The sequence below is a fragment of the Legionella steelei genome (assembly GCF_001468005.1).
Classification (GTDB): Bacteria; Pseudomonadota; Gammaproteobacteria; order Legionellales; family Legionellaceae; genus Legionella; species Legionella steelei.
The window spans coordinates 871,585-896,126 of sequence record NZ_LNYY01000019.1; the positions used below are offsets into that span (position 1 = coordinate 871,585).

Sequence of the window (24,542 nt, forward strand, 5' to 3'; positions counted from 1 at the left end):
AGTATTGATAGCATGATGCAAGTTCAAATGATCGATTTAGCAAATGGAAGTTGCATATGCAAAATATTGTTAATGTAGTACAGAACCGCGCCCAAAAGCATCCTCAAGCCAAAGCAGCACTTTATTTAGAAGACGGACAACATCCGACAGCAAGCCTCACTTTTGGTGAACTGGATCAGCAAGCCAAAATGATTGCCGCCAATTTACAATCCCAGCACATGCTAGGCCAGCGTGCACTCCTTATTTATCCTACGGGAATTGAGTTTATAACCAGTTTGCTCGGATGCTGGTATGCCGGGGTAATTGCTGTGCCAGTACCATGCCCTAAAATCGATGAGTTTGCAAAACACGAAGCATTTCTGAACACCATAGCCGATGATGCGGACATTGCTGCAGTCTTAAGCTTGGAGCAGTATCGCTCTAGTATTGAAGCGACGCTAACACACAAAGTACCTATATTGGCTACAGATACGCTAAAAACCCACGCTACTGGAGAGTATCAACCCATTGAGATTATCGCGGATACTATTGCCTATTTACAATACACATCAGGATCCACCTCTACGCCCAAAGCAGCCATCATCACGCATGGTAATTTGCAACACAGTTTGCAAGAAACCATTAAAGTTTGGCATTACACCAAGAAAAGTGTCACCTTAACTTGGGCTCCTCATACCCATGTATACGGATTGGTATGCGGTATCCTGGTACCTTTATATCATGGCACCCTGGCCATTATTATGTCGCCCGCAGCCTTCATTAATAGACCCATTACCTGGTTATCAGCAATTACAAAGTATCGTGTCACCCATAGTGGGTGCCCTAATTTTGGTTATGATGTTTGCGTACGTAACATTCCAGATGAGGCGCTTGCTGCGCTTAATTTAAAGCATTGGAAGGTAGCAATTAATGGTGGGGATATTGTTCAATATCAAACACTTACCCAATTTATTAGCAAATTTAAAATATGCGGCTTTGAGCTTAAGCAATTTTGTTCTGCATACGGGATGTCCGAATTATCGGGAGCAATTGCAGTAACGTCTTATGGCCGTGAACCATACTCATTGCCTCTGCAAGATACACCGCGACAAATAGTCAGTAGTGGCAAATTATTAGCAGGGCTACACGCCCTTGTTGTAGATCCTGAAAGCAAACAGCCAGTTGCTCCCGGAGAAACTGGTGAAATCTGGTTATCAGGGGCATCACTCGCCCAAGGTTATTGGCGACGCCCTGATGAAACCCAAGAGGTATTTCAGGCAACAGTACCTGGCAGTACGCTGCACTATTTTAAAACCGGAGATCTTGGATTTATCTCGGATAACGAAATTTATTTAACTGGCAGATTAAAAGAAGTCATTGTCATTTATGGCAAAAAATATTACCCGCTTGATCTAGAAATCACTGTCGCCAATACACTGTCTGCATTTCCAATCAAACTACCCCAAGTAGCCTTTTCAACTGAAATTGCAGGCAAAGAAAAAATTATCATTGTCCAGGAGTTATCCGAAGAAACGCATCCATCACTCTATCCTGAGATCAAAAATGCAATTAGTCATGCGATCACCAAACATCATGGTGTGGATATTTACGACGTCGTTTTAAGCCCTAGGGGGGCAATTCCTAAAACTGGGAGTGGCAAATTACAACGAAAAAAAGCACAATTGCTATTTAACGAGCAAAAGCTCACCCGGTTAACCAATGACTCGCCCATAACAACAGCACATGAGAATTCGCACACTGGCTCGACGAAGCAATTCGCCAATCTAGTCGCGCAAGTATTGAACATAGATGAGCAAGAAATTGATCTACATGCCCCGTTAAGTCGTTATTCTTTTGACTCAATTAATATCATTCATCTCACCAGTGTACTGAATGAAACTTATGAGCTCGCCTTATCCCCTGCGACTTTGTATGAATACGCTACCTTAGCAGCGTTTTATAACGATTTATTAGCGACACAAAACGTTGCCGTGGTACATCATGAAAAAAGACAACATACACATGAGTCCAATGACATTGCAATCATAGGGATGAGCGGTATTTTCCCGCAGGCTCCCGATGTGGATACCTTTTGGGATAATTTATCTCAGGGAAAAGATTGCATCAGTGAAGTACCTTTATCGCGCTGGAACTGGCGTGATTTAACCGTGAGATGGGGTGGGTTTATTGATCATGTGGATCAATTTGATGCTGCGTTTTTTAATATCTCGCCTCACGAAGCAGAACTTATTGATCCACAACAACGATTATTTCTGCAAACCGCGTGGAAAACCATTGAAGACGCGGGATACACCGCAGCAACTCTTGCCACAATGAAAACCGGTTTGTTTGTGGGAGTATTTAATCATGATTATGCCGAATTATTGCAAAAAAATGAGGTCATGGATGCCTACCTGACTACAGGCACAATGCACAGCATGATTGCCAATCGTATTTCGTACATTTTAAACTTGCGGGGGCCAAGTGAAGCAATAGATACCGCTTGCTCCAGCTCCCTGGTTGCCATTCACCAAGCTGTGCAGGCAATTTTACATAACGATTGTGAGTTGGCGCTTGCAGGTGGAGTGAATACGTTAATTACTCCTACTTCATTTATTGCCGCTCGACAAGCAGGCATGTTAAGTGAAGACGGACGCTGCAAGACTTTTGATACACATGCCAATGGTTATGTGCGTGGCGAAGGCGCAGGCGCTATTTTATTAAAAAAATTATCCCAGGCATTACAAGATGGTGACCACATCTATGGGGTAATCAAAGGCACTGCGGTGAATCATGGAGGACATGTTAATACGCTAACAGCTCCCAACCCCAATGCCCAAGCAGAAGTCATTATTGCAGCGTGCCAACGCGCTCAAATTCCCATCGACAGCATTCAATACATCGAAACCCACGGAACGGGGACACCATTAGGGGATCCCATTGAAATCAACGGCTTAAAAAAAGCATTTCAACAGTTAGCCGTAGTGCAGAACATTGAATCCTTACCAACACACTATTGTGGCTTGGGGGCAGTGAAAACACATATTGGCCATTTGGAATCTGCAGCTGGAATCGCGGGCATTATAAAAACTTTATTAGCCATGCATCACGAAATGATACCGGCTAATTTACATTTAAATGAATTAAATCCTTATATTGAGATTGAGAACAGCCCATTTTATGTTGTTGATAAACCCAGGCAATGGCTCAAAGCTCCAGGTAAGCAGAGAAGAGCGGGGATAAGTTCTTTTGGTTTCGGTGGTGCAAACGCGCACATTATCCTCGAGGAACGCCCTGAACACCCACCCGTTCCCTCTCCTGCTCACCCCGCTTATCTGATTAGCGTATCGGCAATGACACTATCTGCATTGCAACAACGTCTTGCAGATCTGCTTACGTGGTTGGATAAACAAAAGGATTTACCAAGCCTGGCAGCGCTCAGTTACACTTTAAATGCAGGAAGACAACATTTTAGTAAACGTTTTTGCGTGATTGTGGCAACAATTGCTGAGTTACAGGAACAATTGCAGTCCATTTTATCCAGCAAAGATATTGAGTCTCATTTGCTAAACGACGAATTATCCCCTAATCGTTACCCGGCTAATTTAAATCAACTACGCACTAATTATCTGCACGGAAAATCCATTGATTGGCGCACAGTGTATGGGGATTATCAGGAAAAAATATCGCTTCCGACCTATCCTTTCGCCAAAGAGTCCCATTGGCTGGAAATCAAAAACCATGAGCAGCAAAGTGCGCATACATTGATTGATGAGAATATTTCTACATTCTCTACGTCTGCTTTTAGTAAACGCTTTTCTGGAAATGAATTCTATTTACGGGATCATCAAATCAACAAGGAGCGCGTCTTACCCGGGGCGGTGTGTTTGGAAATGGCCCGCGTTGCTGCCAATATGGCATCAAGTCACCAACAAGTGACCACTCTAAGCCAGATCACCTGGAACAGACCAATAAAAAATCAAGATCTGTCCACCCCGCTACATATCCTTTTATTTCCTGAAAGCGATTGTGTCTCCTTTTCAATAACAGACCAAGAAGAGGCGGTTTCTTATGTGCATGGCATGCTGCATTATATGGATAATTCTGCCTATGCCCCACTCCCCCGATTAAACCTACACGAATTAAAAACAACATTGCCCTATACCCAAGAGCCCAATGTCATTTACAACCATTTTAATCATGTAGGCATAAGTTATGGGCCCAGTTTTCAACTCATTCAAAGCATACACTTCGATGAGCATAATCTTTTAGCAGAGGTTGCCCTGCCTGTAGATCTACCTACCTCTGCTCATGAGTTTGTATTACATCCGTGTTTATTCGATGGCATTTTACAGACAACCCAGGTTTTACTGAAAAATCGTGAAGTGCTGTATCTACCTTTTTCTATCGAGCAAGTCGATATTTATAAAGCATTAACAAATACCTGTTATGTCCATGCGCAGCTGACTGCCAACGAAGACACCCTACATATGCCCGTATTTAATCTGCACGTTACTGATACGGAAGGAACGCTCTTATTAGTCATTACAGGATTTACCTTATGCGCAGTGCATGAGCCGGTACGCCCTGAAGCACATGTTGTTTATTACACTCCTCAATGGATGATGCAAACAGCACGTACAACAAGCAGAACACATCCAGACTCCATTCTGATTCTAGGAAGCAATGAACGGTCAATACAGGCAATAAAAAAACAGTTCCCAGAGCGCACCGTTTCATCTCAACTTCTACACACATCCTCGCTTACCGATATACCTATCAACACACTCAGCGAGTGTATTATTATTGCGCTGGAAGAGTTAGATGATGAGCGGCGGACAACAACAGAAATTCAAAAAAACCTCGAACAGACTTATTATCTGGTGCACACCATAGTAGCCCAAATCAGTAAATTAAGCCTCAAACAGCCAATACAATTAATTATTACCAGTAAAAAACGCTCCATTTTTTCGCGCGCATTGGATGGTTTTGCAAAATGCGTGCACCAAGAGCAATCGAAAATTTCCTGTCGCTTTATAGAATTAGATGATTTAAGCCAACTGACACATGAATTAACGCAAAATGAAATTTATGTACGCTATGAAGGGAAGCAGCGCTATATCAAACACTATACGCCGCTACCGCCACTCGATGTAACAACTCCAATCCTCAAAAAATCCGGTGTTTATTTAATTACTGGCGGCATGGGTGGACTGGGATATTTGTTTGCAACCTATTTGGCAAAACATTATCAAGCCCAAATAGTATTAACAGGTCGTACAACACTGTCTGCGCTGCAGCAAAAAAAAATCGCCACACTGGAGCAACACGGCGCCTCAGTCGTTTATATCTCTGCCGATGTATCGTCCTTGCCCCAAGTGCAAACACTAATTCAAAAAACTAAAGAGCATTTTGGTGTACTCAATGGCATTATTCATGCTGCAGGAGTGACTCACGACGGCTTGATTGTCAATAAAACAATCCCCGAAATAGAGGATGTTATAGCACCAAAAATTTATGGTGCCAGTAATTTACATACAGCAACGTGTCAAGAACCTTTAGATTTTTTCATTCTCTTTTCCTCGGTTGCCGCAGTGTTTGGCAACCTTGGGCAAAGTGACTATGCCTACGCGAATTGTTTTCTGGATGAATTTGCCTACGAACGGGAGCAACAAAGAGCACGCGGGAATTGCCACGGACAGACACTATCAATGAACTGGCCGCTTTGGGAAGAAGGGGGATTGCATATCGCTCCTGAATATCAGCAAGAGCTAGAGCAAACCTTAGGCATCTTAAGTTTAGCTACTGAGCAAGGATTGAACGCATTCTTGCAAGCATTACAGCATAAAGTTGCGCAGTGCATTGTTCTCCCAGGCTATCAGCAAAAGCTCAGGCATGCATTACAAAAAAATTCGCTGCGGCAACAACCAGTGACCGCCCATGTATCCAATCCCAATGTAGGTGAATTCGCCGAAGACTTTTTGAAAAAGATACTCGCTGAGACATTGAAGTGCTCGCCAGAGCGAATTGAGCGGAACCTGCCTTTCGAAAATTATGGCATTGACTCGTTGATGATCATTCAACTCAATCAACGCTTGGCCAAAGAGTTCACCGCATTACCCAAAACCATATTTTTTGAATGCCACAACTTGGCGGATTTAACCGAATATTTCATAGCGCATTACAGCAATGAATTGAGTCTGCACCTACCGCATGCGGAATTGTCGTCCCTACATAAGCAAGACTCCATCCTGAGTCATACACCAGTGCTAACTCAAGAAGGGATTGCCGCCTACGCGGGAATGACAAAATTCCTTACCGCGCCCAGAAACATAATAGCAGCCCCCAGACGTCTTGGTTTCACCAAAAACACCTCGAAATCATCTGATATCGCCATTATTGGCCTCAGTGGACGCTATCCTGAAGCGAGGAATATAACAGAGTTTTGGCACAATCTGTGTGCAGGCAAAGACTGTATTACAGAAATCCCCAAGGAACGCTGGACCTTGATAGATTATTTTGATACCAATCAAGAGCGTCAAGGCACAATGTACAGTAAATGGGGCGGTTTTTTAAAAGACGTAGATCACTTTGATCCTCTGTTTTTTAATATTTCGCCGCGTGAAGCGACATTAATGGATCCACAAGAACGATTATTTTTAGAAACTGCTTGGCACACCATAGAAGATGCCGGATATGCCCGTGAAACATTAGCCGGCAGCAAAATTGGGGTTTATGTAGGCGTTATGTATGGCCAGTACCAGCTGTTTGCTCATGAAGCAGCACAACCCAATAAGTTTGTCCCCACGAACTCGGTGTTTGCATCAATTGCCAATAGGGTTTCCTATTTTTTTGATTTTCGTGGTCCAAGTATCGCGCTGGATACCATGTGTTCCTCTTCACTCACAGCAATTCATTTAGCCTGTCAAAGCATCCATGAGGGCGAATGTGACATGGCGCTTGCGGGTGGCGTCAATCTGTCACTGCACCCCAATAAATACCTCTTGCTCAGCCACGGAAAGTTTTTAGCAAGTGATGGGCATTGCCGCAGTTTTGGTGATGGCGGCGATGGCTATGTACCTGGCGAAGCCGTCGGTGCCGTATTGCTCAAACCCTTAGATAAAGCGCTGGAAGATGGCGACCTCATTTATGCAGTAATTAAGGGCAGCCATCTCAATCATGGCGGCAAAACAAACGGTTACACTGTACCAAACCCGAATGCACAAGCTGAATTACTTGCAGAAACCTACCAAAAAGCTCAGGTTGATCCTGCGCAAGTCAGTTACCTTGAAGCACACGGCACTGGAACGTCACTGGGTGATCCAATTGAAATGGCCAGCCTAAATAAAGTATTTGCGCAATCCATGCAACAGCACTGTGCTCTTGGCTCCGTAAAATCCAATATTGGCCATTGTGAGTCTGCCGCAGGAATTGCTGCCGTTACCAAAGTGGTATTGCAATTACAACATCAAACCTTAGTGCCTTCGCTTTTCTCTGAAACCTTAAATACCAACATAGACTGGTCGCGCACGCCATTTCGTGTGCAGCAAACCGTCAGTGAATGGAAACAACCCCTAGCTAATGTGCCACGAATTGCAGGAATCAGCTCTTTTGGCGCCGGAGGCTCTAATGCCCATTTGATTTTATCTGCGGCACCGGAAGTATTGTCCTCTTCGACACAGAACAAGTCACATTATTTGTTCACCGTATCTGCCAAAACCGAACTCGCCTTAAATCAACGCTTGGACGATTTACTGATTTGGCTGGAAAATAATCCCTCGGCGCAGCTCGAACAGGTTAGTTACACCTTAAATGCGTGCAGAAGTCATTTTGAATGCCGTTGTGCCATGGTTGCAAGCTCGCTTGCTGAAGTGGGCGATTTAATACAACAATTTAAAGCGCAGCAACACCCTGCTCACTTGTTCATGCAGCACAATGCAGACAATAAACCTGAAAACAGCTTGCTCAATACGACGCTTTTACCAATAATGATGCAACAATTGTCCCAACCCACTCACTATAAAGAAGCTTTGCTGACATTAGCAAAATTTTATGTAGAAGGTCAGACTTTGGATTGGCAGCAAATACATGCCGATGAATCCAGGAAAAAAATATCCTTACCGACTTATCCTTTTGCCAAAGAACGTTATTGGTACTCTGATATAGCACAACATAAAAGCCTGGAAGCGCAACAAGGCAATGGGGTATTAACGTCAAACGGACTTACTGACAAGGTACATTCTTTTCTGGTTCGACAAGTCATTCACATTTTACAAATGACACAACACCGAATTGCGCTAGAAAAAAATCTTGGCGAATATGGGATGGATTCGGTCCATTTTATTGAATTAGCCAAAAAGATTACGGAGCAATATGCAATAGAATTTACCCCGGCCCTTTTCTTTACCCACAGTAGCGTCTTATCAATCAGTCAATATCTTATCAATCAGTTTCCTGAGGCAGTAGCGCAAGCACACCATGAAATAGCCCAACTGCACGACCATACTCGTCCAGTGCAATCCAGACCTGTTGCAACCGATACAGTAGATACAATTGCGATTATCGGGATGCAGGGGCTTTTCCCCCAAGCCGATGATCTTGCCACATTCTGGCAACATATGCTTGATGGGCATGATTTAGTAACTGAAATCCCTATAGAACGTTGGAATTGGCGTGATCATTTTGGCAATGAAACACATCAAAGTAATTCCAAATGGGGTGCTTTTATTAATGCCTTCGATCAATTCGACGCAGGCTTCTTTAATATTTCAGCCCGCGAAGCGAATCTTATGGATCCGCAACAACGGCTCTTTTTGGAAATTGCATGGAAAGTCATTGAAGATGCCGGCTACGATCCTTTTTCGCTACCCTCACGCAACATTGGGGTTTTTGCAGGAGTTGAGTTTAGCGAATATCAGACCTTAATTGCCAAACAACAAAAAGAACATCACGGATTTATTGCGACAGGGAACTCGCATAGCATGATTGCCAATCGCGTTTCCTACTTTTTCAATTTCCAAGGCCCGAGTGAAGCCATAGATACCGCTTGCTCAAGCTCCTTGGTGGCGATCCATCGTGCAGTACAGGCTATTCGCCATGGTGAATGTGAGTTGGCAATCGCAGGTGGCGTAAGCCTTCTATTAAGCCCTGATACGCTGATCGTCACGAGCCAATTGGGTGCCTTATCCGCTGATGGTCGTTGCAAAACGTTTGACAAGACGGCAAATGGCTACGTTAAAGGAGAAGGCGTGGCTGGCCTTTTATTAAAAGCATTAAAACAAGCGCAAGCAGATGGTGATCATATTTATGGAGTCATTAAAGCCTCCGCAGTAAATCATGGCGGCAAGGCACAATCGCTAACCGCACCGAATGCAGTCGCACAAAGCGAGCTATTAATTCGAGCTTACACACAAGCTGATTTTAATCCTGAAACAGTGACCTACATTGAAACGCATGGTACAGGAACCGCTTTAGGCGATCCCGTTGAAATCGAAGGATTGAAACGTGCATTTTCAACGCTACTTACATCAGAAATCACACAAAACTCCATTGCTTTAGGTTCGGTCAAAACCAATATCGGTCATTTAGAACCTGCATCAGGAATTGCGGGAGTCATCAAGTTGATTATGGCCATGAGCCATGAAACCATACCCGGTATTTTGCATTTCAATGAATTAAACCCGTACATCAATTTAACCAACACACCTTTTTACATTGCCAAAGAAACACAACCCTGGCAACGCAATAAAAACGAACGCGGAGAGGATATTCCATTGCGTGCGGGCGTGAGCTCTTTTGGATTTGGTGGCACTAATGCGCATATTGTTCTAGAGGAAGGTCTCCCCCATCAGACGACCGTGACGAACCAACACACGAAACCCTATTATTTAATTGTACTGTCGGCTAAACACCAAGAAAGTTTGCAACAAAAAATAGCAGATTTGCAGCAATGGCTTAACTCAAATAAAGAAACAGTCTCCTTAGCTGCACTCAGCTTTACGCTTAATGCCGGTCGTGCGCATTTTATTTACCGTTGCGCTCTAGTAGTAGACTCTATTGACGCCTTATTGCATGCATTAACCTTGTTAAGTCAACATGAAGTCCCTGAGTATTGCATGTTAAACGAAGGCCAAACCTTGACTATCCAAGGCCCCGTATTTGATGAAGTATACCAGGCAGCGATTAACGCATTACAGCAGCCAGAACACCCAGAGCAATATCGCCACAAGTTATTTATCCTGGCTGATCTCTATACAAAACATTACTTAATTGATTGGCATGACGTATATGCTGGAGAAAACCTACAACGCATCGCGTCGTTACCGGCATATCCCTTTAGCAAGCAACGTTATTGGTATGATCTGGAAGCAAACGCCATACCACCCAAAGTTATCATACCAGCGACTAATCCGAGTATCCCAGTAACAATGGACCGCTCCAGCCAAGTATTAAGCTATTTACAGCAAGTCTTTGCGGAAAAACTACGGACGACCCCCGAACGTATTCAACTGGATGAAACCTATGAAGTCTATGGCGTTGACTCATTGATTGGTTTGGAAATTACCAATCGCCTGGAGAAAGATTTCGGCACCCTACCTAAAACCCTACTCTATGAGCGCAATCGATTAAATGATTTAGCCAAATATTTTATCAAACATCATCAAGAGAAATTGTCTGTGCTGATGCCTACCATCGATGCTAAGCCGTCAGTTGCACCACTTGAGATAGAAGCGGTTAAACCCATAACCACCGCCTATGAACAGATGAGCCATACATCGCGCGACATTGCCATAATTGGCTTAAACGGCACCTTCCCAATGGCCAATTCCATGGATGAATTTTGGCATAACTTAAGCTCGGGGCTTGACTGTGTGGGCGAAGTACCGGTCGAGCGCTGGAATTATAAAGACTATCCTGTAGTGCTCGGCGGCGAGGAACACTATTTCCCCCATGGAGGCTTTATTCCTGATGTCGATAAATTTGATCCGCTGTTTTTTAACATCTCCCCACGCGATGCAGGACTTATGGATCCACAGGAGCGTTTATTCATGCAATCCGTATGGTCTACGCTGGAAGATGCGGGTTACACACGAGATAAATTAAAACACAAAGCACAAAACTCAGTTGGCGTATTTGCTGGTGTCACGTATAACTTTTATCCATTATTTATTGCGGAAGAGTGGCAAAAAGGCAATCGTGTGCCACTGGATATCCAATCGTTCTCAGTAGCAAACCGCATTTCTTACTTTCTTGATGTACATGGTCCAAGCTTTGTTGTCGATACAGCCTGCTCATCCTCTTTGGCAGCAATCCATTTAGCCTGTGAGAGCCTGTTACGAGGTGATTGCAAAATGGCAATTGCTGGCGGGGTTAATTTGTCCTTACATCCTAGTAAATATCACTTCCTGGGCAGTTTTAATTTTATGTCCGAACAAGGGCGTTGCGCCAGTTTTGCTGAAGGGGGAACTGGTTATGTGCCTGCTGAAGGCGTTGGTTCTGTATTATTGAAGCCTTTGGCTGAGGCAATAGCCGATAATGATATGATTTATGGGGTAATTAAAGGAAGCAGTATGAATCATGGGGGTAAAACCAGTGGCTATACGGTCCCCAATCCCAATGCGCAAGCCGCGGTGATTCTCCAAGCCTTAAAGAATGCGAATATGGATGCGCGAACAGTATCGTATATTGAAGCGCATGGCACAGGAACATCTCTAGGCGACCCCATAGAAATTCGTGGTTTGCAAGATGCCTTTGAACACTATACGGAAGACAAACAATTTTGTGCAATTGGTTCTGTCAAATCCAATATTGGACATCTGGAGTCTGCAGCAGGAGTATCGCAATTGGCCAAGGTGCTCTTACAGATGCGCCACCAAAAATTAGTCCCGACATTACATAGCGCCCAATTGAACCCCTTTATTGATTTCAAAAACTCACCTTTTTATGTACAACAAGAACTCACTGATTGGCAGCCTGGGTATAATGTACCTCGTCGTGCTGGCGTCAGCTCTTTTGGTGCGGGTGGCGCAAACGTACATATGATTATCGAGGAATACCTTCCACCAATAAAACAGCAGAACATGAGCAATGGCCCATATATCTTCTTATTATCTGCATTAAATGAAGAGCGATTAGCGGCACAAGTACAACAAATGCATCGCTATGTGCTGCAACATCCTCATACAGCAAACAAAGAATGGCTCAGAGATGCATGCTTTACTTTGCAAACAGGCCGAGAGCATATGAGCGCGCGACTGGCAGTGATTGTTAGCAACCCGGACGAATTGCTTGCAGTCTTGGCGAATTATCCTCAGAGTCATCATTCTCAACTCTGGATAAATCATCAAACACAAAACACACCGCAACCCGCGCATGCAGCAGAATTAATCGACAATGCACGCTATGAAGAATTAGCCCAACATTGGATTAATGGAGGAAAAATAGACTGGGAACAATTATACAAACAAACCCTTCCTAATATTATTTCGTTACCTACCTATTCTTTTACAAAACGACGCTGTTGGATACCAACTAAGGACATCGAACCCACGGTGCAGCCAACGCCGCCATCTGTAGTGTACACCCCTGACGTAGTTGACGCCCAAGATTGGCTTTACCTCACCCAATGGGAGAGAAATCCGCAGCTAACGCAGTCTGGATTGTTAAAAAATGAAGGAACATGGCTTATTTTTTGTGAGCAAGAGTCAGTACCCTCATTAAAACAAGAATTTGGTGACAGTATTTATTGTGTTACAGGCAAGCAATTTGCATCAATTCGTGCAGATGAATACACCATCAATGGTTCTCAAAAAACAGATTATGAGCAATTATTTGCTACTATTCATACACGACATAAAGAAGATTTAAGAGGAGTTATCTATTTCGGCTCGGCCCAGAACTCAAATACAGGAAACCAAGCAGATCCTGCACAGGAATTATTGTATCTGTTCCAAGCCCTGATCCAACATTCGTGGTCACAGCAATTAATCGTTTGTCTTGCCTCACAATCTGCTCAGTATGTAAATCCCAGTGATTCCGTGAATATCTGGCAACACCATCTTTGGTCTATGACCCGTATTTTTGCAGCCGAACAAGCAAAATATCAAGCCCTACTCCTTGATCTGGAGATAAATGCAGGTATGGAGCAAAATGCGAAGATCCTAGCTCAAGAATTAGCTCAGTACCAAGCCCAACAAAATCACGTTGCCTATCGTGCTGCGGAACGTTATACCATTCGCTTCATGCCTTATGAAATGCCGCACAATCAGGAGATACCCTCCAGGAAGACTCCTGTTGCGGCATTAATTACTGGCGGTTTAGGTGCTTTAGGTTATGAAATAGCAGAATTTATTGTCGCCCAAGGCACGCGTTTTATTTTGCTTACGGGAACTACAGAACTGTCCTCACAAACTCATGAGAAAAATACTTGGCTCAAACAATTAGAAGCTAAAGGAGCACAAGTCCGTTATGCAGCAGTCGATGTCGCTGACAAAAACCAAATGCATCAGGTAATCAAGGATGCTGAAAACACATGGCAACAGCCGATTGATGGCGTTTTTCATTTGGCGGGAATCACTACGGATAACGTCACGATTGCCGAGATGGATGAGGCATTATGGCAGAACGTGTTGCGCGTAAAAATACAAGGCTCACTGGTATTGCACGAACTCTTTTTACACGCCCCCCTGTCTTGTTTCGTTTTGTTTTCTTCTATTGCCGCAGTACCTCATTTTGGCATGGCTGGACTCAGTGCTTATGCCGTAGCAAATGAATTTATGAATGGTCTTGCTTTATATCGCCGCAGTATGCAATTACCTGCAGCAAGTATTAACTGGGTGGCCTGGTCGGAAAAAGGGATGAGCCACCGACATAATCATGATGCATTTTTAGATGCCGTAGGTATGGCTTCCTTGAGTATTAAAGAAGGAGTTGCTTTGTTTCATACTTTACTCCGCCTCGATCATGCTGAAATGACCGTATGTAAGATTCAATGGAAGAAATTTTTACAAGTGAATCCCACGGCCAAGCAGCTTGATTTCTTTAGCTATTTTGTTGCTGAATATGCTGCAAACACACAAACAGCAGTCGTTTCCTCATTAAGCCCCGAGGAAATTACGGCATTAGTTCTGAATCTTTTTGCAAGCGTATTAGGATTAGACGAGGCAGAAATAGAACGAGATACCCCCTTCCAGCAATACGGTTTGGACTCCATATCCGGAATCGATTATACCGAAGAATTAGGTAAACACTTCCCTGATGTGGTCGCACCTATGGATTTATACCGCTACCCCACTCTCAAACAATTGACTGAATACATCATGCAACGTGTACAGATGCCCAGCGAATCAAGTCCTACCCCCTTTTTTAGCGTAGAAGAAACGCATGATCTGGATCAATTAAACGCCGCACAACTTAATGAACTACTTGAATTGGAATTAAAAGAGCTAGAGCTTGCCTATGAATGACACAACTACTTTAAAAAAATCATTGTTAATGATTCAAAAGCTAAAAAAGCTTTTGCAGGAACAAAATAAGCACTTATTTGAACCGATGGCGATTATCGGGATGAGCTGTCGTTTACCCACAGCAAATACTCCGCAAGAGTTTTGGGAATTACTCTGCCAAGGTAAAAATGTCATTTCCTCAATACCTAATACACGTTGGGAACTCCTTAAAGGTACTCGCGAACCAGAGCAACGTGACGCCAATTTATCGTATTGGGGAGGCTATTTGCAGCATATTGAGGCATTTGATGCGTATTTTTTTGGCATTAGTCCCCGCGAAGCAATGCGCATGGATCCACAACAACGCATCTTATTGGAAGTTGCTTATGAGTCGCTTGAAGATGCCGGCTTAACGATTGAGGCTTTAGCTGGATCCAATATGGGGGTTTTTTCCAGCCTCTATGCAAGTCAGTTTAGCCATCTGCAAAAACTGGATTCGGATATGGATGCTTTGTTTATTCCTACCGGAAGTGCCATCAGTATGGCAGCAAATCGCTTATCGTATTTATTCGATTTACGTGGACCCAGTCTGGTGTTAGATACTGCGTGCTCCTCATCGCTGATTGCCATTCAATTAGCTTGTCTTAACTTGCAGGCAAAATTATGTGATACCGCACTGGTTAGCGCTGTAAATATCAATTTATTACCGTCTATTCATTCTGTTTTGGCCAAAGCAACGATGCTTTCGCCTACTGGACAGTGCCACACTTTTGATGCCAATGCCGATGGCTATGTGCAAGGAGAAGGAGCTGGATCCATTGTGTTGAAGCCACTTTCGCAAGCATTAAAGGATCAAGACAAAATCTATGCCGTGATTATGGGGGGGGCAATAAACCAAGATGGCAAAACAAATGGCTTAACTGCACCGAATGGCTTACAACAAGAACACTTATTACGCTCGGCATATAAGGCAGCGCAAACCGATCCGGCAGATGTTGCCTATATCGAATGTCATGGAACAGGTACCTTTCTCGGAGATCCCATTGAAATTCAAGCCTTGGGCGAAATTGTCGGCAAAAATCGCGCGCCTGAAAAACCCTGCTGGATAAGTTCAGTCAAAACCAATGTAGGGCATCTGGAACCCGCAGCAGGTATTGTGAGCATCATTAAAGTGGCGTTAGCTTTAAAACATGGTTTCATTCCACCCCACCTTAACTTCTCGCAGGCCAACCCACATATTCCATTTGAGCGTTACGCCTTGCGTATTCCACAACAAACGGAGCAATTACCTCGATATGGTGATAGCTGTATTGCGGGAGTCAGTGGCTTTGGTTTTGGTGGTGCCAATGCACATCTTGTGTTGCGGGAACTCTCTTTACATGAGCAACCCGATTCGGCACCTGTTGCCCGGGATAACGAGTTATTCACTATTTCGGCAAAAGAGCCTGCTGCATTATCGGCTTTGATTGAGCGTTGGTGTGCTTTTTTAAACAATAAACCAGAAACAAACCTGGCACAGCTCTGCTATAACCTCCATGTCAGACGTTCGCATTATGTGCATCGTTTAGCAATAATTACTGATTCAGTTGCAGATCTGTATCAAAAACTAGAGGCTTTGCGTGTAGACCCTCACAGGCAACAGGAACATGTATTTATCAATCATGACCTAAAAAAATCCAACAACCCCTTGAGCATATCCGAATTTGTGAACATGGATTTGTCTCTCTTAGCAAAAAACTATATAAACCAAGCTCAGGTCGATTGGAAAAAATTTGAAGAAGAACGCATTTACATGCCTTTGGATATGCCGTTTTATCCATGGCAACACAAAGTCTATTGGCCAAGCTTTGGGCACACATCCAATGCGCGTGTTAATCCAAGCTACCCAATGCGCGGAAAGACCCTAGCCTCACCTTTAGCAGCGCGCCAATTTGAGTTTGTCTTTGATACACAAACAATGCCTGAAATCCAGGATACATTTTATGTATTGCATGCAGGTTATTATCTGGAAATGTTGGCGTATGCCACACAGCAACTACAATCTACAGTTTCCTTTAATGTGCAACAACTTAATTTTTTATCGCCTATATTAGTTCTGGATGGAAAAACCGTTTTGGTCCACTTAATCATCGAAAAAGAAGAGCACAATGGCTTAATATTTCGTTTTTTCAGCAATGATGGCAAAGACAATTGGATAGAACATGCCACAGGCGCTTTAGCGTTGAATACCTCACCTCTCAGTCAACTTGCAAGCAAGAACGAGTTGCTCAAACGACTTCCGGCATCCGGAACTCAGGAATCATTCTACAAACGCATCACCGGTATGGGTATGCCCGCAGGCGATACCATTCGCTGGGCACATCAATATTGGACAAATGACAATGAATTATTTTGTGAATTACGCGAACCTAAGGCTTCAGAGCGTGGGACACAATTTATAACGCAAATGCATCCAGGGATCTTTGATGCCTGTATTCAAACACTCTTCTTACTGCTTCCAGAACAATTTACTAAACCCTATATTGCATCGCATATGGGTACTATTGAATTTTATGGCGCAGCAGAAGAGCAAAAGTATATATACACCGTATTAAAAAAACTGCATCCCGAAGGAAAGCATATAATTGCCGATTGGTATTTATTGGATAAAAATTATCGTTTGCTCGCTCAATGCCATGGTCTACAGATGACCATACTCAACGATACCCTGCAAATCGATAAAATAATGGAAATTCAATCTCAGTTTCAACTTGATTTATCTTTGCCTTATACAACATGTAAACAGCAATTGATCCATTATTTGACTGAGCAATTTGCGATGATTTTTGCGATGCCCCAAAATGATATTAGCCCCTTCCAGTCCTTGCATGAACTGGGGATGGATTCTCTCATGGCATTAGCAGTAATCCGCATCATAGAAACCAATTTGAACGTGACATATTCTTTACCTTTGATGATGCAAGGCCCGTCAATTAATGAGATTGCAGAGTATGTGTTATCAAGCCAATGGATAGGAGCAAAAGAGGAACCCACACCAGCAACCCATTTCGATAATATATGGATCGCCAATCGAAAAATACAAGAGCATGCTCAAATACGCTTATTTTGCTTTCCGTATGGTGGTGGAGGCGCCTCTATTTATCGCGAATGGCAGCAGGAATTTCCTGATTTTATTGAAGTATGCCCAGTACAATTGCCAGGTAGAGAAAATCGGATGGAAGAACAGCCTCTTGATAACTTGGATACTTTAGTGTCTTTGTTGGCCTATCAACTAAAACCTCAATTTGATTTACCTTTTGCGTTTTTTGGTCATAGTTTTGGTTCACTAATTGGCTTTGAACTGACTCGCTATTTACGTACACATCACCTACCAACGCCTGCGCATCTTTTTGCATCAGCATATCCTGATCCTCGTGTACCCTCCAAAAGTTTGCATAATCTGCTGGCTAAACTACAACAAATGAACATCAATTTATTTGATTTAAACTCAGAGCACATTGGTGAGTTAGATGAGGCACAATTAACTGCTTTATCCAGTGTATTTCAAGAAAACGGCATTGTTGATTACAGCGATGAACGCATGAACAAAAGTATTATCAAAGTTTTATTACCTATTTTTATTGGCGATATGAATATAGTAAAAAGTTATACTTACCGCGATGAATTACCTTTAAACCTAAGCACTACGGTATTTTTAGGAAAACAGGATGCGTGGGTCTCTCCAGAAGATCATTTTGGATGGGCTGAACACTCCTTAGAACCGTGTGAATTCCAACAATTTGATAGCGGGCATCTGTTTATAAGAGAAAAAGAAATAAGATCGAAAGTAATTCAAAAAATTACCGAAAAGTTACAGCGCTTTTGTAAAGAAGAATGTGATGCCTAATGTAGCCTGGGTGAAGGCAAAGCCATAACCCGGGTTACACTATGCAAAACTCCAGGTAATTTGTCCACCGATTGCTGTCGTTTGTGTGTTGGTATGTCCTGAAAGGGATGTCACAGGAGTAACGAGATTCACCGGCATTTGGTTGAAGAAAGAATGACCAATCCCCACATCATAACCTAAATTCTCTGTGGGTTGAAAATGTGCTCCCACAGCCAGAATCGTTGCACTTCCAACAGGATCTGCGATGCCACGATCCTGATCGTTAGAAGGAGTACTCATAAATTGAATACCACCTCGTAATAACATTTTTGGGGTTGCCTTAAACGTAGCACCAACTGCGTAATCAAAACAGTTGTGGTAATTGAAAGGAATCGTTACTGGAATGGTTACTCCCATAGGCGTTTCGGTATGATCCATTGTTATTTGATTAAACGTTCGCCAATTGGTGTAAAACACCGTGGCCATTCCCGTCCATCGCTGTGTGAAATCATGTTGTAAGCTCAATTGAGCGCGAGCAGGTAAAGCAGCTTTAGTTTGTTGTTGATTGGTTCTGAAGACGCCTTCCCATGGTACATGCACCGTACTATGCCCATTGGTCGTAATCGAGATTTTAGAGTTATAACTCAGCCCTATCCGCGTTTCTGGTGAAAAATCAAATAATAACCCACCATGCCAACCGTATCCCCAACCGCTCAAATGATTTTCGAGTCTTGAATCCAAAGGAAAAGAAATGGGTGGGCCATACATATTATTCAGGGTAAATGCCAAATGTAGTGCATCAAATCCTGCACCTACAGAAAAACGGTCTGTTATTTTCACGCCTACGCTTGGACCAACATCAATCCCCACAACTTGTGAACGCGTGGATGCATAGCGAGCAATCGATGAAGATGAAGAACCATAATTCGTACCCAGCCCAAATGGGGTTGTAAAATTAAAACCAACAGTAATGCGCTTGTTAATTGGCTTAGAATAATAAAACGATGGCATGAACGCCTTAATTTGACTACGTGCTACCCCTGATTGTACGACCGGAAAAGGAAATGGAAATGACGGTGTTACTGCAGTGCCTGTAAAACGTGCCGTACCGAAAATACCTAGTGCATTACCCACAATTTGTTGATGGGCTAGCTTCACCAAACCCGCGGGATTCGTATAACTCGTACTTGCATCACTAGCAGCAGTTGCCCAATCGGCATATGCCACCCCCAAGCTTGCGGTGTTTACAAAAGGCAAACTAAAATCGGAGCTTGCCCAATTGGGTGAAGAAAGACTGAGTACAGAAATCGCAAGGTATAGATGAGACAATTGGCGCACGTTTCACTCCCTTAAATTTTGTCATCCTTTAATAAAGCAATAATCAGTTCAATTTCTTCCGACATAGGTCTGCAATGTTCTATTTTTGGAGAATATTGACGAACAGTGTGATAAATAGATTGAGCCTTTTTACTTGCCTTTTCAATACCACGTAATTCAAGCGCTTGGGTTGCTGCGAGCAGTAAAATAGCGGTAAGGCGCTGCAAATTAGCAACTGACTCTTGTAAATCAAAAGCTGCGTGCGTGCCCAAACTGTTCACGTCTTGATTATCACCCTCAGTCGGTAACGTAAAAGCCTGATGTGTCTGCGCTAATTTGCGATTTTGTACTGCAAGGGCTGCCGACAGAAGCTGCATGGAACGAAATCCATTGTGCTTTTCTGGATTAGGTACTAAATTCACCGGTAAATTCTGATTCTTACGCGGGTGCACTAAATTGGCGAGCAATGCATGTATCCAAGTCGACGCTTGAGCGATATCCATTTTTAACATATCACAAGCATCAGTCACATAATAACCCATAAAATTCGCACTGTGATGAATATTATTCGCAGCGGCATCAATAACAGGATTATCGTTAACGGAATTCATTTCATTTTCTATCCAATGAATAGCGCGTGCCAAATTTTCTTGGAACGGACCAAATCCTTGTGGCACAGAGCGAATAGAATAATAATCTTGCACGGGTTTATAGGCATAATCCTTTGTCCGTAACTCATCTAAATCAGTCAACAATTGGCTTCCTTCCCAGAAATCAATGAAAAATTGATTGATTTCCATTTCACCCTGTTGTTTTTTCAGTTGATGAACCATTGGATGATAAGCACTATTAATCACCAGTAGGGATTCTAATGTCATCGCAATCGCTGCCAACATACGTTTAAATAAATGATGCAAATCATAAATGGCCAGGCTGGCAATCGCGGTCATAAATGACGTGCCATTAATCAAAGCAAGCCCATCGCGCATCACTGGTTTATACGCTTTAAGACCCGCTAATTGAATTGCTTCAGGAGCCAGCATCACTTGATCCTGATAGGTGACTGCGACCCGCTCACCAATAAGTGCTGCTGCAATCATAGACAGAGGAATCAGATCGCCGCTCGCACCAATAGAACCATAACAACGGACAACCGGGGTAATTCCCGCATTGAGAAAGTCTAATAGGGCATTGATTAATTCGGGATGCACACCTGAATACCCTTGCGCCAAGCAATGAGCACGCAACATCATTGTCACACGTACAATATGCGGTGAAACAATGTTGCCTAAGCCGCAAGAAAGAGAACGAATAATGTTTTCTTGTCGCTCATTAATCGAATCATAGTAATCCTGTGTGTCAGTATCTTTGAGTGCTGTATCGATATAACGCACCTGATCACCAAAGTTTGTATTCACGCCATAAATAGGGACTCTTGAATCAACATGAATTTTCAAAAATTGATAGGACGCTTCAATTGCCTCCATCGCCTGTGGTGGTAAAGCCACTGGTGATAAGTAATGCGCCAGTGTTTGAGACGAGGCAATCGTCAATTGACAACCATAGCCGATCGTTACAATAGGTATACCTTTTCTATTCACATCTACAGCATGAGACGTTTGGGAGGTATTGAAAGACTTTAGATGTTCCAACCGTAAACTCCATTTATCATAATAAAAAAATCATCATAGCCTAACTTTTTAAATGTGTCCCTTTTTATAAGAGTTTTCAATAAAATGTTTTATTTCAGAGAAATGATTTAAGGCCTTTAACCTGGGTTACAGCTACGCCTTCACCCAGGCTACAGCCTACCTTAAAATGGCAACTCTAATTTATCATCTAATAAATGCATTTGTTTCTTAAATAATTGTTGGATTTTTTCCAAATAATCTTCATCTTCTGCTTCAAAACGAGCAACCAGACAAGGTGTTGTGTTTGAGGCACGTAATAAGCCCCAACCTTTAGCAAACTCAACGCGCAAACCATCGATGGCAATAACTCGTGCCTGAGGAAACTCTGCCACTTCATTAAAGCGCTTCATAAACTGAAACTTCTCATCATCTGCAATAGCAATTTTCAATTCAGGAGTGTTAATGCTATTAGGAATCGCTGCAAATTGTTCACTAACCGTTAGATTCGCTTCGCTAATAATTTCGAGCAAACGACATGCACTATATAGGGCATCATCAAATCCATACCAGCGATCTTTGAAGAACAAATGTCCGCTCATTTCACCGGCCAGAGCAGCTCCCTCTTCTTTCATCACATGCTTCACGATAGAGTGACCTGTGGGACACATTTTAGGTAACCCACCAGCCTCTTTAATCACAGATTCTAAATGGCTGGAGCATTTCACATCAAAGACTATAGTCGCACCGGGAAGACGAGCCAATAATTCACGAACATAGAGCATCATCAAACGATCAGGCCAAATCATCTCACCATTATTTGTAATTAAACCCAATCGATCTGCATCTCCATCAAAAGCTAGACCTAAGTCTGCTTGATGTTCTGCCACTGCAACTTTTAAATCAGCTAAATTAGCCTCTATGGTTGGATCAGGATGATGATTAGGAAAGTGGCCATCGACATCACAATAAAGCGCTATCACCTCACAACCTAATTCAGTCAGCACTTCAGGGATAATAGGACCTGCAATACCATTCCCGCAGTCAACCACAACTTTCAATGGGCGTTTGATTTCTATATCGCTTAGAATGCGTTGCTTGTATGTAGGTAACACATCAAAAGCGACTTCTTTGCCTTGACCAACAACTCGCTTCCGTTCAGAAACCAACTGATACAAGATATCAATATCTGCTTGCATCAACGTTTTACCCAACAATACCATTTTAATCCCATTGTAATTTGCTGGGTTGTGACTTCCCGTTACCATCAAACCACAGTCAAGACCTTGGGTATGAATTGCAAAATACATCACTGGAGTGGGCACTTCACCTAAATCAGATACATCAATCCCACTATCAAGTAGTCCTTGCTTTAAAGCCGAAGCCATCGCCAAACTAGTAAGACGACCATCACGTGCCAAAAAAATTTGTTGTCGTTTTAAATCACGCAAATGACATGCTAGAGCAAGTCCAATACTATAAAAAGCATGTTCATCTAATTCTTGTCCGATTATGCCGCGAATATCGTAAGCACGAAACACAGAACGGGAAACTTGTTTTTGCTGATATTTCATTTAATGCCTCCCTGAACTGCCAAATCCACCTTCACCTCTGGAGGTTTCGGTAAATGAATCAACCACTTCAAAAGCAGCCTGCACAACGGGAATAAAAACTAATTGAGCGATGCGCTCTCCTGGATTTACGGTGAAATGCTCAATACCTCTATTCCAACAAGAAATCTTCAGTTCGCCTTGATAATCAGAGTCAATTAACCCCACCAAATTACCCAAAACGATGCCATTTTTATGCCCTAAACCAGAACGGGGTAAAATCACTGCCGCCAATTTAGGATCAGCGATATAAATTGATAAGCCTGTAGGGAGTAATACGGTTTCTTGTGGCGCAATTTGCATAGGTTCATTGATACAAACTCGCAAGTCTAATCCTGCCGCACCATGGGTCGCATAAGTAGGTAATGGAATTGTATCGCCGATTCGTGCATCAAGAATTTTTAACTGAATTGCCTGGGTCATAATTTTTCCTATTAATCTCAATGCGCATCATTTTGCAGAGTTGCAGCAATGATTGCAATAATTTGTCCTGCTAAGCGTGTTTTATGGGTTAAGGGCAATTCGATTTGCTTGTTTTTTGTAATGACAATGACTTGATTCTCTTCACTATCAAACCCAAGTCCTTTTCCTACTGAATTCGCGACAATCATATCTAATTTTTTACGTTGTAACTTTTCAGTAGCATAATGCACAACATCCGTGGTTTCAGCAGCAAATCCAACCACGCAAGAAGCCCGAGTTGAATCAGCAACACGACTTAAAATATCGGGATTTTTTATCAGTTTAAGCGTCATTTCTTCATGATTTTTTTTCTTCATTTTCTCTGACGCAGGCGACTCAACCCGATAATCTGCAACAGCAGCTGTTCCTATAAATATACCACCTGTAGGCATTTCCTGCATTACGGCATCAAGCATTTCTTGTGCAGACTCAACCTGAGTGCGTTTAATTCCAATTGAAGCCTGTAACGAAGTTGGCCCACTAATTAAAGTAACTTGCGCCCCGGCCATCGCCGCAGCTTCAGCCATGGCGTATCCCATCTTGCCAGAACTGTAATTACTGATATAGCGCACTGGGTCCATGGGTTCACGAGTAGGTCCCGCAGTGACGAGCACTTTTTTGCCCACTAATAACTGATGTACATCATATAAACGTAATGCACTCATGATTTGTTGCACATCACTCACACGCCCCAAACCATACTCACCACAGGCTTGCGATCCTTCTTCAGGACCTACAAAAATTACCCCTCTTTCTCGCAAAATCGTACAATTGGCTTGGGTTGCAGGATGATGCCACATGCTATGATTCATAGCAGGGCAAACAAGTACTGGCACTTCTGCAACGAGATATAATGTAGACAGTAAATCATCTGCAATACCTTGAGCCATTTTCGCAATCATGTTTGCAGAAGCAGGAGCAATCACTAAATAATCAGCCCAACGCGCCAGCTCAATGTGTCCCATAGCACGCTCTGCCTGAGCATCAAATAAATCAGTTCGGGTACTGTTGCCTGATAGCGCTTGCATTTGCAAAGGACTCACAAACTCCTGAGCTGATTGTGTCATCACTACGTTGACCTCAGCACCAGCACGAGTTAACTCGCGAATCAAGTATGCTGATTTATACGCAGCAACCCCTCCACACACCCCAAGAAGTACTTTTTTCCCAATAAAATCTTGCATGACTGGTCTTTTTTGATAAGAATAGCTTCGATCAAAGCATAAACTTCGCAATA

At 42.9% G+C, this 24,542-nt stretch carries 7 protein-coding genes; 2 read left to right on the forward strand and 5 right to left on the reverse strand.

All coding sequences use genetic code 11. From position 1 onward, the window contains the following. The first annotated feature begins 56 nt into the window (after positions 1-56). Both Lste_RS08015 and Lste_RS08020 read left to right on the forward strand, forming a co-directional pair. A complete protein-coding gene (locus Lste_RS08015) occupies positions 57-14,444 on the forward strand; it encodes an SDR family NAD(P)-dependent oxidoreductase (protein WP_058510515.1) in 14,388 nt (4,795 codons plus the stop codon). Continuing rightward, positions 14,437-18,309 carry a beta-ketoacyl synthase N-terminal-like domain-containing protein gene (locus Lste_RS08020; RefSeq protein WP_058510516.1) on the forward strand — a complete coding sequence of 1,291 codons (3,873 nt, stop codon included), beginning with the start codon at positions 14,437-14,439 and terminating at the stop codon, positions 18,307-18,309. The genes Lste_RS08015 and Lste_RS08020 overlap by 8 nt, the downstream gene beginning before the upstream one ends. Positions 18,310-18,348: 39 nt before the next feature. Here the strand turns inward: Lste_RS08020 and Lste_RS08025 are convergent, their stop codons facing one another. The 5 genes from Lste_RS08025 to coaBC all read right to left on the reverse strand — a co-directional run bounded on the left by Lste_RS08025 (position 18,349) and on the right by coaBC (position 24,489). Beyond that, positions 18,349-19,626 carry an OmpP1/FadL family transporter gene (locus Lste_RS08025; RefSeq protein WP_058510517.1) on the reverse strand — a complete coding sequence of 426 codons (1,278 nt, stop codon included), beginning with the start codon at positions 19,624-19,626 and terminating at the stop codon, positions 18,349-18,351. 11 nt (positions 19,627-19,637) lie between these two features. Further along, complete coding sequence (locus tag Lste_RS08030) at positions 19,638-21,257, reverse strand: HAL/PAL/TAL family ammonia-lyase (protein WP_058510518.1); 1,620 nt, start codon at positions 21,255-21,257, stop codon at positions 19,638-19,640. A 161-nt stretch (positions 21,258-21,418) separates the two neighbouring features. After that, entirely contained in the window at positions 21,419-22,807 is a 1,389-nt protein-coding gene (locus Lste_RS08035) for a phosphomannomutase/phosphoglucomutase (protein ID WP_058510519.1), read from the reverse strand. After that, on the reverse strand, positions 22,808-23,266 hold the full coding sequence (dut, locus tag Lste_RS08040; protein ID WP_058510520.1) for a dUTP diphosphatase: 459 nt from the start codon (positions 23,264-23,266) through the stop codon (positions 22,808-22,810). A 17-nt stretch (positions 23,267-23,283) separates the two neighbouring features. Then, complete coding sequence (gene coaBC, locus Lste_RS08045) at positions 23,284-24,489, reverse strand: bifunctional phosphopantothenoylcysteine decarboxylase/phosphopantothenate--cysteine ligase CoaBC (protein ID WP_058510521.1); 1,206 nt, start codon at positions 24,487-24,489, stop codon at positions 23,284-23,286. Positions 24,490-24,542 lie beyond the last annotated feature (53 nt).

Coding starts and splice junctions, on each gene's coding strand:
- Lste_RS08035 (WP_058510519.1), bottom strand. CDS start 22,807: ATGAAATATCAGCAAAAACAAGTTTCCCGTTCTGTGTTTCGTGCTTAC.
- dut (WP_058510520.1), bottom strand. CDS start 23,266: ATGACCCAGGCAATTCAGTTAAAAATTCTTGATGCACGAATCGGCGAT.
- coaBC (WP_058510521.1), bottom strand. CDS start 24,489: ATGCAAGATTTTATTGGGAAAAAAGTACTTCTTGGGGTGTGTGGAGGG.
- Lste_RS08015 (WP_058510515.1), top strand. CDS start 57: ATGCAAAATATTGTTAATGTAGTACAGAACCGCGCCCAAAAGCATCCT.
- Lste_RS08020 (WP_058510516.1), top strand. CDS start 14,437: ATGAATGACACAACTACTTTAAAAAAATCATTGTTAATGATTCAAAAG.